The organism is Lelliottia nimipressuralis (genome assembly GCF_004115925.1).
GTDB lineage: Bacteria > Pseudomonadota > Gammaproteobacteria > Enterobacterales > Enterobacteriaceae > Enterobacter > Enterobacter nimipressuralis.
The window spans coordinates 87,497-99,383 of record NZ_SDDX01000019.1; the positions used below are offsets into that span (position 1 = coordinate 87,497).

The following is an 11,887-nucleotide window of genomic DNA, read 5'->3' on the forward strand; positions in this document are numbered from 1 at the left end:
GTATAAGTAAACACCTACGCCCGGTAAATTTGGTTTTAAAATCAACAGGCTGTTTCTGCAAATAATTGCAAAAACTGAATGCGAGCGAGGTCACACTATGCCGGGCAAGCTAAAAATGGACGAAATTGCGGCGTTGACGGGCTACTCCGTCAGCACCGTTTCCAGGGTTTTAAGCGGCAAATCCTATACCAGCGACAAGGCCCGCGAGGCCATCGTGCGCTGCGCGCGGGAACTTGGCGTGCTGGCGTCCATGGCGAGCGGGCGGCTGCTGATTAACGGCATTGCGGTGTTTGCCCCTGAACGCACCTTTCAGGGACGCGGGGATATTTTTTATCTTGAGGTGACGAAAGGCATTGCCGAAGCCAGTGCACCCCATGATGTCTGGATCAGTTATTGCGGATTAGAAGAACAGCGCGCGGACGTAAAATTATTTCTCGAAAAAGCCGGGCATAAAAATATTAACGCGATCATTATTATCGGCACTGATGATTCCACCATCTTTAAACTCGCCACCACCCTGAATAAGCCCTGCGTTTTAATTAACTCCATCGATCGGGAAATGGCGCTCGATTCTGTTTCGCCCGATCATCGTGCCATCGGGTTTACCGCCATGCGCCATCTCTTCGAGCAGGGCCACCGCCGAATTCTGACCATGACCTGCCTGCGCCGGGAGACGCTCTACGCGCGCCTCGACGGCATTAAAGAGGCGTACCGCCATTTTCATGTGCCGTTCGATCCGCAAAACGATTTGCTGGTAACCGAGTGGTTTACGGCGGAGGAGGCCGAGCGCGCCCTCGACGACTGGCTGGCCGGGCACGATAAAACCCAGTGGCCGCAGGTGATTTTCCCCAACAGCACCAGTATGACGGAAGGGGTGCTCAGGGCGTTGCAGCGTCGCGGTCTGCGCGTGCCGGAGGATATCTCTATTATTACCACCGATTTCACCTGGAATCTGCAAAACCGGCTGGATGCGCCGGTGACGGGCGTCACGGTGCCGTGTCGTGAGCTGGGGATTGAGGCGGTGCACCTGCTTCAGACGCGGCTGAACCGGCCACAGGCGTCGGTGTTTAACCTGCTGTTGCAGGGCAAAGTGATGGATTTTGGATCGGTCAGTAATGCCACGCGCCACGCGGCTCGCGTGGCGCTGGATCAGTAATCAGGCTAACTGTGGCGGCAGGCAGACACCAATCCCGCCGATCCCGCAGTAGCCGTACGGGTTTTTGTGCAGATACTGCTGGTGGTCATCTTCCGCGTAGTAGAACGGCGTGGCGTTGGCGATTTCGGTGGTGACGTGACGCTTATCGCCCGCAGCATTCATCGCCTCCTGGAAGCGGGTCAGGCTGGCGCGCGCGGCGGCGTCCTGCTCCGGCGTCAGCGGGTAAATGGCGGAACGGTATTGCGTACCGTGATCGTTACCCTGCTGCATCCCCTGGGCCGGATCGTGGTTTTCCCAGAAAACCTGCAATAATTGTTCGTAGCTGATGATCGCCGGGTCGTACACCACGCGCACGGCTTCTGCGTGGCCGGTATCACCCGAGCAGACTTCGCGGTAGGTCGGATTTGGCGTGTAACCGCCGGTGTAACCCGCCGCCGTGCTGTAGACGCCCGGCAGTTGCCAGAACAGACGCTCGACGCCCCAGAAGCAGCCCATGGCGAAGAGGGCGATCTCCATCCCGTCCGGGACGTTAGTCATTGAATGATTGTTCACAGCGTGTAAGGTAGCGACCGGCATTGGCGTATTACGTCCCGGTAGTGCATCTGCTTGAGAAACAAGATGCTTTTTGTCGAATAAACTCACGGTAGGGCCTCCGGGGCAGCGATGTTTCAGTTAAGGTTGTCATGGAGCGTTTAATTGAACACAATAAATACGCTGAATGAGTCTAGATTTAAACATAAGAAATATTAGGCCTCTCGGCCATTTTTCAACCCTCTTATTGGGTTTTGGGCTTTATGCCGTGATACGCCGCGGAGCGGTACATCAATTGCTTCCAGGGGTGGAAACAAGGATATTCAGGAGAGAACGTGCCAAAGATCCGCCAGTTTTGTTTGGTCAGTTTATTGCTGACAAGCGGGGTCGCCAGCGCGGCGAATGTCCGTTTGCAGGTTGAGGGGTTATCCGGGACGCTGGAAAAAAACGTGCGTGCACAGCTGTCAACGATTGAGAGTGACGAAGTGACGCCGGACCGGCGCTTTCGCGCGCGCGTAGATGACGCGATCCGCGAAGGGTTAAAAGCGCTGGGCTACTACGAACCCACCATTGATTTCGATTTACGTCCACCACCGGCCAAGGGCCGTCAGGTGTTAATTGCCCGCGTTTCCAAGGGCGAGCCGGTGCTGATCGGCGGCACCAACGTGGTGCTGCGCGGCGGCGCGCGTACTGACCGTGATTATCTGGATCTGCTGGGCACGCGCCCGAAAGTGGGCACCGTGCTGAATCACGGCGACTACGACCACTTCAAAAAAGAGCTTACCAGCGTCGCGCTGCGTAAGGGCTACTTCGACAGCCAGTTCAATAAAAGCCAGCTGGGCGTTGCCCTCGACCGCCGCCAGGCGTTCTGGGATATCGATTACGATAGCGGCGAACGCTACCGTTTTGGCGACGTGACCTTCGAAGGCTCGCAAATCCGCGACGAGTATCTGCAAAACCTGATCCCTTTCAAAGAGGGCGATTACTACCAGTCAAAAGATCTGGCAGAGCTGAACCGCCGCCTGTCGGCGACCGGCTGGTTTAACTCCGTGGTTGTTGCGCCGGAATTCGACAAGGCGCGCAAAACCAAAGTGTTACCGCTGCACGGGGTGGTTTCACCGCGTACCGAAAACACCATCGAAACCGGTGTCGGTTATTCAACGGACGTCGGCCCGCGCGTGAAAGCGACGTGGAAAAAGCCGTGGATGAACTCCTACGGCCACAGCCTTACCACCAGCGCCAGCATCTCAGCGCCGGAACAGCAGCTCGATTTCAGCTATAAAATGCCGCTGCTGAAGAACCCGCTGGAGCAGTATTACCTGGTGCAGGGCGGCTTTAAGCGTACCGATTTAAACGATACGGAGTCTGACTCCACCACCCTCGCATTGTCGCGCTTCTGGGACCTCTCCAGCGGCTGGCAGCGGGCGATTAATTTGCGCTGGAGTCTCGACCACTTTACCCAGGCAAACGTCACCAACACCACCATGCTGCTCTATCCGGGCGTGATGATCAGCCGTACCCGCTCGCGCGGCGGTCTGATGCCGACCTGGGGCGATTCCCAGCGTTACTCGATTGATTACTCCAATACCGCCTGGGGATCGGACGTCGATTTCTCGGTAGTACAGGCGCAAAACGTCTGGATCCGCACGTTCTATGACAAACACCGCTTTGTGACGCGCGGAAACCTCGGCTGGATTGAAACCGGCGATTTCGAACGAGTGCCGCCAGACCTGCGTTTCTTCGCGGGTGGCGACCGCAGTATTCGCGGCTACAAATACAAATCGATCTCCCCGAAAAATGACAAAGGCCAGCTGATGGGAGCCTCCAAACTGGCGACCGGCTCGCTGGAGTACCAGTACAACGTCAGCGGTAAATGGTGGGGGGCGATGTTTGTCGACGGCGGTGAAGCGGTGAGCGATATTCGCAAAAGCGATTTCAAAACCGGTGCGGGCGTAGGCGTGCGCTGGCAATCGCCGGTCGGGCCGATTAAGCTCGATTTCGCCGTTCCGGTCGGCGACAAAGACGAACACGGTTTACAGTTTTACATCGGTCTGGGGCCTGAATTATGAGTTTATGGAAGAAGATCAGCCTCGGCGTTCTGATTTTTATCGTGCTGCTGCTCGGCACGGTGGCGTTCCTGGTGGGCACGACCACTGGCTTGCATCTGCTGTTTAACGCGGCTAACCGCTGGGTGCCAGGGCTTGAGATCGGCCAGGTGACGGGCGGCTGGCGCGATCTGCGTCTGAAGAATATCCGCTACCAGCAGCCCGGCGTGGCGGTGAACGCAGGTGAGTTTCACCTTGCGGTTAAGCTCAGCTGTCTGCGTGACAGCAGCCTGTGCGTCAACGATCTGTCGTTAAAAGACGTTAACGTGGCGATAGATTCGGACAAAATGCCGAAATCTGCCCCTGTCGAGGAGGAGGACAGCGGCCCGCTGAATCTCTCCACTCCGTATCCGATTGCGCTGTACCGCGTGGCGCTCAATAACGTCAATATTAAGATCGACGACACCACCGTTTCGGTAATGGACTTCACCTCCGGCCTGCGCTGGCAGGAGAAAAACCTGACGCTGACGCCGACCTCTCTGCAGGGGCTGCTGATCGCCCTGCCGAAAGTGGCGAAAGTGGCACAGGAAGAGATCGTCGAACCGAAAATTCAGAACCCGCAGCCGGAAGAGAAACCGCTCGGCGAGACCCTGAAAGATCTCTTCTCGAAGCCGGTTCTGCCGGAGATGACCGACGTTCATCTGCCGCTCAATCTGAATATCGAAGAGTTTAAGGGCGAACAGCTGCGCCTGACAGGCGACACGGATTTGACCGTGTTCAACATGCTGCTGAAAGTGAGCAGCATCGACGGCACCATGAAGCTCGATGCGCTGGATATTGATACCAATCAGGGGAGCGTGAACGCGACCGGGCAGGCGCTGCTGCGGGACAACTGGCCGGTGGATATCACCCTCAACAGCGCCCTGAATATCGACCCGCTCAAAGGCGAGAAGGTGAAGCTGAAAGTGGGCGGTGCGCTGCGCGAGAAGCTGGAGTTTGGCGTGAATCTCTCCGGCCCGGTAGATATGGTGTTGCGCGGGCAGACTCAGCTGGCGGAAGCGGGTTTACCGCTGAATCTGGAGATAGTGAGCGAACAGCTTTACTGGCCGTTTACCGGCGAAAAACAGTTCCAGGCCGATAAGCTGAAGCTCAAGCTGAGCGGTAAAATGACCGATTACACCCTGTCGTTCCGCACATCGGTGAAAGGCGAAGGGTTACCGCCAGCGGATATCACTCTGGATGCGAAGGGTAACGAGCAGCAGATTAACCTCGATAAACTCTCCGTGGCGGCGCTGGAAGGCAAAACCGAACTGACGGCGCTGCTCGACTGGCAGAAAGCGATCAGCTGGCGCGGCGAGCTGAACCTCAAAGGGATCAACACCGCCAAAGAGGTGCCGGACTGGCCGTCGAAGCTCGACGGAACGATCAAAACGCGCGGCAGTCTGTACGGCGAAAGCTGGCAGATGGAGGTGCCGGAGCTCAAAATTACCGGCAACGTGAAGCAGAATAAAGTGAACGTCGAAGGCTCTCTGCGCGGGAACAGCTATCTGCAGTGGATCATCCCGAAACTGCACGTGGCGCTCGGACGCAACACCGCCGATATCAAAGGCGAGCTGGGCGTTAAAGATCTCAATCTGGATGCCACCATCGACGCGCCAAATCTCGACAATGCCCTGCCGGGCCTCGGCGGCACTGCGAAAGGCTTAGTGAAAGTGCGCGGGACCGTCGACGCGCCGCAGCTGCTGGCGGATATCACCGCCAACAATCTGCGCTGGCAGGAGCTGTCCGTCGCGCGCGTTCTGGTGAAAGGCGACGTCAAATCCACCGATCAGATCGCGGGTAACCTGAACCTGCGCGTCGAGCGGATTTCCCAGCCGGATGTGAATATCAGCCTGGTTACGCTGGACGCAAAAGGCAGCGAGAAGCAGCACGATCTCCAGCTGCGCGTGCAGGGCGAGCCGGTCTCCGGCCAGCTGCATCTGACGGGGAGTTTCGACCGTAAAGAGGAGCGCTGGAAAGGGGTTCTGGATAATACCCGGTTCAGCACGCCGGTAGGGCCACTGACGCTGTCCCGCTCCATCGCGCTGGATTACCGCAACGCCGAGCAGAAAATCAGCATCGGGCCACACTGCTGGACTAACCCGAACGCCGAACTGTGCGTGCCACAGACCATTGATGCCGGTGCGGAAGGGCGTGCGGTGGTGAATCTGAACCGCTTCGATCTCGCGATGCTCAAGCCGTTTATGCCAGAAACTACCGAAGCGAGCGGCGTCTTTAGCGGTAAAGCCGATGTGTCCTGGGACACCACCAAAGAAGGGCTGCCGCAAGGCAACGTGACCCTCTCCGGGCGCAACGTAAAAGTGACCCAGACGGTGAACGACGCGCCGCTGCCGGTGGCGTTCGAGACGCTGAACCTGACGGCGGATCTGCATAACAACCGTGCGGAGCTGGGCTGGCTGATTCGCCTGACCAACAACGGACAGTTTGACGGCCAGGTGCAGATCACCGATCCGCAAGGACGGCGTAATCTGGGCGGTAACGTCAATATTCGCAATATGAACCTGGCGATGGTGAACCCGATCTTCTCCCGCGGCGAAAAAGCGGCGGGGATGCTCAGCGCCAATCTGCGTCTGGCGGGCAACGCCGAAAGCCCGCAGCTGTTTGGCCAGATGCAGCTCAACGGTGTGGATATCGACGGTAACTTTATGCCATTTGATATGCAGCCGAGCCAGATCTCAATGAACTTCAACGGCATGAGCTCGACGCTGGCCGGGGTGGTGCGCACGCAGCAAGGGCAAATCAACCTCAGCGGTGACGCCGACTGGAGCCAGATCGATAACTGGCGCGCGCGCGTGGCGGCGAAAGGCAGCCGGGTGCGTATCACGGTGCCTCCAATGGTGCGCCTCGACGTGTCGCCGGATGTGGTGTTCGAGGCGACGCCGAGCCTGTTTACCCTCGATGGCCGTGTCGATGTGCCGTGGGCGCGCATCGTGGTTCACGACGTGCCGGAAAGCGCAGTCGGCGTTTCCAGTGATGAGGTGATGCTGAATAACGATCTGAAGCCGGTCGAAACCAAAAGCGCCGCGATTCCGATTAACAGTAACCTGATCATTCACGTCGGCAACAACGTGCGTCTCGATGCGTTTGGACTGAAGGCGCGACTAACGGGTGACCTGAAAGTGGCGCAGGATCAGCAAGGGCTGGGCCTGAACGGGCAAATTAACATTCCGGAAGGGCGCTTCCACGCCTACGGCCAGGATCTGATTGTGCGCAAAGGCGAGTTGCTGTTCTCCGGCCCGCCGGACCAGCCGCTGCTCAATATCGAAGCGATTCGTAATCCAGAGTCGACCGAAAACGATGTGATTGCCGGGGTGCGCGTCACCGGAACGGCCGACGAGCCGAAGGCGGAGATCTTCTCCGATCCGGCGATGTCGCAGCAGGAAGCGCTCTCTTATCTGCTGCGCGGGCAGGGTCTGGACAGCCAGCAGAGCGATAGTGCGGCGATGACTTCAATGTTAGTCGGCCTGGGGGTTGCACAAAGTGGTCAGGTTGTGGGTAAAATCGGCGAGACGTTTGGCGTAAGTAATCTGGCGCTGGACACCCAGGGGGTCGGTGACTCTTCGCAGGTGGTGGTCAGCGGCTATGTACTGCCGGGTCTACAGGTGAAATATGGCGTGGGGATCTTTGACTCACTGGCAACTCTCACGCTACGCTATCGGCTGATGCCTAAGCTATATCTGGAAGCGGTGTCTGGCGTAGACCAGGCGCTCGATTTGCTCTATCAGTTTGAGTTTTAGCAATGCGAATATTTGTATACGGCAGTTTACGAACCAGGCAGGGCAACAGTCACTGGATGACGAACGCCCAGTTGCTGGGAAATTACAATATCGAGAACTACCAGTTGTACAGTCTGGGCCACTATCCAGGCGCGGTTCCGGGGAACGGGACGGTACAGGGTGAAGTTTATCGTATTGATAACGCTACACTTGCTGAACTTGATGCCTTGCGCACCAGGGGCGGTGAATATGCACGCCAGTTGATCCAGACCCCGTATGGCAGTGCATGGATGTACGTGTACCAGCGTCCGGTCGATGGATTGAAACTGATTGAAAGCGGTAACTGGTTAGACAGAGACCAGTACTGATAAAAACAACGCCACCTTCGGGTGGCGTTGTTTTTGGCACCTTAAAACTCGATGCGCGCGCCAAGATTATACCGACGCCCTTCGAGCTGCCCGTACTCTCCCCACGACGTTTCGCGTTTCGGATCCGCATCAAACAGGTTGTAAATCCCCGCCAGCAGCTGCGTGTTCTTATTCAGCTTGTAGCGCGCGCCGATATCGACCAGCGTGTAAGCCTCATACTTTGTGCCGCTGTTGCTGTCCCGGTTACTGCTGCGGTAGTTCGCATTGCTCCACAGATCCAGCGACTGCGTTGCCGCCCAGTTCAGCGACAGGTTCGCCATGTGGCGCGGATAGTCGTTGAGCGCGAAGCCTTTATTCACGCCGGATTTCTGCTCGCTGTGGTTGTAGGTGTAGTTCGCATTCGCTTTCAGATCCTGGGTGATCTGCCAGTCGCCATTCAGCTCAACACCGTAAACATCCGCTTTGCTGACGTTAAAGTATTTATCGACGGAATCCGCTTTATAGCCGTTCACTTCGCACTGGTTGGTGGCGGTGGTTTCGCAAATCGTCTGCTCGGAGATTTTGTCTTTAAACTGGGTGTAGAAGACGGTGCCGTCCAGCGATACGGCTTCCCCGGTCCAGTAGAGGCCCGTTTCGGCGTTGAGGCTTTTCTCTGGTTTCAGATCGTCGTTACCCACGGTCAGGAACGGATACGGCGGCGTTGATCCGTGCGGCGTGACAAACTGATCGGAGGTGGCGCGCAGCTCCGGTTTTTTATAGCCGGCGGAGATCCCGCCTTTGAGCGCCCAGGCGTCAGAAATCGCCCAGTTGCCGTACAGTTTTGGTGTGATGTGCGCGCCGAAGTAGCTGTCGTAATCGCCGCGCGCGGAGGTGGTCAAGGTAAAGTCGTTAATCGTCCAGCCATCTTCCGCGAACAGCGCCCAGCCGTTGCGTGTCACTTTGGTGACCGGTTCGACGCCCGGCAGCGTTTTGCCCGATTCATAGAAGTGGTCGTTCAGCTCTTCGCGGGTGAAGTTCGCGCCGACGGTGAGCTTATGGTTATCGAAGGTAAAAGTGGTTTGCGAGTTGGCGACGTAGTTTTCCGTCTGCACGTACTCCGGCGAGGTGTTATCGAGCAGGTACTTCGAACGCCCTTTCTCGTAGTTGATGTAGTTAGTGGTCGCAATGGTGTCATCCGCATACCAGCCGGTGTGGGTGAGCGTCACGGCGTCACGATCGAATTTCCACATCCACGGCGTACCGCGTTTTTTGGTGCGATTTTTTTCCTGCTCGCCGACAACCACATTCAGGTCAAAGAGATTATTTTCGCTGGCCTTGAGGCCCAGGGTGGCATCGACGGATTTACGGTTGTGCTTGCCGAAGTAGTTCTGGCGCTCGTCATCGCGGCGATCCAGCCCATCGGCGGCAATGCTCAGGCCGAGTTTGTCCTGGATGAGCGGTCCCATCGCGAACAGGTTCAGCTGGCTGGTGTTGCCCAGATCTTTATGCTCCTGCAGCCAGGTATTGGCGGCGATAGCGCCGGTCCAGTCGGCCACGCCGTAGGGTTTTTTGGTGATCACGTTCACCACGCCGCCGATGGCGTCAGAGCCGTACAGGGATGACATCGGGCCGCGAATCACTTCGATGCGTTCGATGGCTTCCATTGGCGGTAAAAAGCCTGCTTCGGCACCGATATCCTGGCCGTAGGGGCGCGATTCGCTGGTGTTCTGCTTCACGCTGTTGACCATAAACGCCGTGTAGCTCGAGTCCATACCGCGCATCATGATGCTGCCGTTGGCCATATCGCTGCCGCCGTTAGAGACCGACACGCCGGGGATATTTTTAATTGCGTCGCCGATGGTCTGGTCGGGCTGAATATCCAGCGTTTTGCGATCGATACTTGAAATCGTCGCGGGCGCTTCTTTTTTCTGTTGTGAAAAGCCGGTCGCGGTGACCACCATTTCATCATCTGCCTGCGCGGGTAAAACCAGTGTGCCGGTTAACGCCACCATGCCTGTGAACGTAATAAATTGACGCGTTTTCATAGCCATAAACCCAAAAGGAAAAATAAAAAAACACCCTGCGGTCTTACGCCGCAAGGTGTGGTGGATGATGAAATCAGAGCTTATCGAGCGTGATTTTGATGACGTAATCCGGTTTCTCTTTTGCCACTTTCTCGTCTTGTTTAATGCTGGCGTACAGCACGTTACCGTCGGAGGAGAGGGCGAGGCTGTTCGGCATCGCATTGGTCGCGATGCTGTTTTTCAGCTGATATGTCTGGCTGTCGATAATGCTGATGAGCTTGGCGTTGCGGTGCGTGACGTAAACTTCGTGACGCTTTTCGTTATAGAGCACCGCCAGCGAGTTGGTGACGTCGATGTGCTGGAGCACCTTGCCGGTAGTGATATCCACCACCAGCACCTTCGGTAAATCCGGGTCGGTGAGGAAAGCGCGGTTGTTTTTGCTGTCGAGGGCGATATTCAGAAAGAAGTGTTTTTTCTCCGGTTCGACGCTGAACCGGCTGACGATGGTATCGCTTTGGGTATCAACAGCGATCAGCTCGTTGCGGCCATTCACCACGTACAGACGGTTTTTCTCCGCGTCCAGCGCCAGCCCGGTCGGGTACTCGCCCATATTGGTCAGCGTGTTGATGAGCTGACGCTTTTTCGTATCGACCACCCAGACGATGCCTTTCTCCACCACGCCGGTAACGTACAGGCGGTGATGCTGTTTATCGAGCACCATTTCGCGGGTGTGGGCGATATCTTTCGGATTGCTGGTGTCGGCGAGCTGAATAACGGCCTGCTCTTTGCCGGTGCGCGTATCGATCAGGGTCACGGAGCCTTCGAGGGTATTGCCCACGTAAAGCGTCTGACTCTCTTCGTCCAGCACAGTTGCAAACGCGCGGCGCGTGGTTTCAATGACGCCCGTGCCGGTCAGATCTTCCAGGTCCAGCTTGTAGATTTTGCCGTTGGTTTTGTCTTTATCAAAAGAGGGGGCGCTGGCGGCAAACAGCACCTTTGCCTCTCCGTCGTAGGCCAGTTCGTAGACACCGTGGCCTACGGGCTGGGTGATAAAGTCTTTCTCTGGCAGGGTGGCCGAGTAACCAGACACGCTGGTCAGCATAAAAGCAGCAGTAACCGCGAGTGCGACGGAGGCTTTGAGGGTCTTCACATTGTGTAGGGTCATTGACGTTTATTCACATTTATTTACGAAGTGAAAATGATAATGATATCTACTCTCATTATCAATTGAGTTATGTGAACAACGGCTACCTTTTCTGGTAGGACAATAACCGGTTAATTGTTAAGGGGATATGGAATGACAGGCACAAAAAAGCCCCGACTCGCGGGGCTTAGCATTGGGCGTAAGAATTACTTCTTAGCAGCGCGCTCGAAGGATGCAACGATTTCAGCTTTCGCTGCTTCTGCGTTGTCCCAGCCGTCAACTTTAACCCATTTGCCTTTTTCTAGATCTTTGTAGTGCTCGAAGAAGTGAGTGATCTGCGCTTTCAGCAGTTCTGGCAGGTCGTTCACATCTTTAATGTGATCGTACTCTTTGCTCAGCTTAGTGTGCGGAACCGCAACCAGTTTCGCATCTTCACCGGCTTCGTCGGTCATTTTCAGAACGCCAACCGGACGGCAGCGAACCACAGAACCTGGGGCCAGTGGGTATGGCGTTGGGACCAGCACGTCTACCGGGTCACCGTCCAGAGACAGGGTGTGGTTGATGTAACCGTAGTTGCACGGGTAGAACATCGCAGTGGACATGAAACGGTCAACGAACAGCGCACCGGTGTCTTTGTCGATTTCGTATTTGATAGGATCTGCGTTGGCCGGGATTTCGATAACAACGTAGATGTCTTCCGGCAGTTCTTTACCCGCAGGGACGTTGAGTAAGCTCATGTGAGTGTCCTATATGTATGCTAAACAAGTGGCGAGTATTATAGCCAACTCGCGCCGAAAGTCTCCGCCTGTTTTCATTCTCATCCGCATCCTGGTGCCATTTTCAGACCCTTTCCATGACAGGAAA

General features: G+C 56.3%; 8 protein-coding genes. 4 read left to right on the forward strand and 4 right to left on the reverse strand.

Going from position 1 to position 11,887, the window contains the following annotated elements:
- Positions 1-97 precede the first annotated feature (97 nt).
- On the forward strand, positions 98-1,156 hold the full coding sequence (locus tag ETG88_RS15205) for a LacI family DNA-binding transcriptional regulator (RefSeq protein WP_100777852.1): 1,059 nt from the start codon (positions 98-100) through the stop codon (positions 1,154-1,156).
- Here ETG88_RS15205 and msrA read toward each other — a convergent pair whose 3' ends face one another.
- Entirely contained in the window at positions 1,157-1,798 is a 642-nt protein-coding gene (gene msrA / locus ETG88_RS15210; protein WP_100777851.1) for a peptide-methionine (S)-S-oxide reductase MsrA, read from the reverse strand. It abuts the gene before it with no gap.
- Positions 1,799-2,022: 224 nt separating this feature from the next.
- Between msrA and tamA the strand changes: the two genes are divergently transcribed.
- Genes tamA through ETG88_RS15225 form a run of 3 tightly spaced genes read left to right on the forward strand, consistent with a single transcriptional unit; the run spans position 2,023 to position 7,876 of the window.
- Positions 2,023-3,756 (forward strand): autotransporter assembly complex protein TamA, encoded by a 1,734-nt coding sequence (gene tamA, locus ETG88_RS15215; protein WP_100777850.1) that lies wholly within the window; start codon positions 2,023-2,025, stop codon positions 3,754-3,756.
- Complete coding sequence (tamB, locus tag ETG88_RS15220; RefSeq protein WP_129035703.1) at positions 3,753-7,529, forward strand: autotransporter assembly complex protein TamB; 3,777 nt, start codon at positions 3,753-3,755, stop codon at positions 7,527-7,529. Before tamA ends, tamB begins: the two co-directional genes overlap by 4 nt.
- A 2-nt stretch (positions 7,530-7,531) precedes the next feature.
- Positions 7,532-7,876: a gamma-glutamylcyclotransferase family protein gene (locus tag ETG88_RS15225; protein ID WP_095280525.1), complete on the forward strand. Its 345-nt coding sequence runs from the start codon at positions 7,532-7,534 to the stop codon at positions 7,874-7,876.
- Between the two features lie 41 nt (positions 7,877-7,917).
- Here ETG88_RS15225 and ETG88_RS15230 read toward each other — a convergent pair whose 3' ends face one another.
- The 3 genes from ETG88_RS15230 to ppa all read right to left on the reverse strand — a co-directional run bounded on the left by ETG88_RS15230 (position 7,918) and on the right by ppa (position 11,760).
- Positions 7,918-9,900, reverse strand: coding sequence for a TonB-dependent receptor domain-containing protein (locus tag ETG88_RS15230; protein ID WP_129035704.1), 1,983 nt, complete (start codon positions 9,898-9,900; stop codon positions 7,918-7,920).
- Positions 9,901-9,973: 73 nt separating this feature from the next.
- Positions 9,974-11,044: a 7-bladed beta-propeller protein YncE gene (gene yncE / locus ETG88_RS15235; RefSeq protein ID WP_129035705.1), complete on the reverse strand. Its 1,071-nt coding sequence runs from the start codon at positions 11,042-11,044 to the stop codon at positions 9,974-9,976.
- A 185-nt stretch (positions 11,045-11,229) separates the two neighbouring features.
- Positions 11,230-11,760, reverse strand: a complete 531-nt coding sequence (gene ppa / locus ETG88_RS15240) for an inorganic diphosphatase (RefSeq protein ID WP_064324598.1) — start codon at positions 11,758-11,760, stop codon at positions 11,230-11,232.
- Positions 11,761-11,887 lie beyond the last annotated feature (127 nt).

Coding starts and splice junctions, on each gene's coding strand:
- ETG88_RS15205 (WP_100777852.1), top strand. CDS start 98: ATGCCGGGCAAGCTAAAAATGGACGAAATTGCGGCGTTGACGGGCTAC.
- tamB (WP_129035703.1), top strand. CDS start 3,753: ATGAGTTTATGGAAGAAGATCAGCCTCGGCGTTCTGATTTTTATCGTG.
- ETG88_RS15225 (WP_095280525.1), top strand. CDS start 7,532: ATGCGAATATTTGTATACGGCAGTTTACGAACCAGGCAGGGCAACAGT.
- ETG88_RS15230 (WP_129035704.1), bottom strand. CDS start 9,900: ATGAAAACGCGTCAATTTATTACGTTCACAGGCATGGTGGCGTTAACC.
- yncE (WP_129035705.1), bottom strand. CDS start 11,044: ATGACCCTACACAATGTGAAGACCCTCAAAGCCTCCGTCGCACTCGCG.
- ppa (WP_064324598.1), bottom strand. CDS start 11,760: ATGAGCTTACTCAACGTCCCTGCGGGTAAAGAACTGCCGGAAGACATC.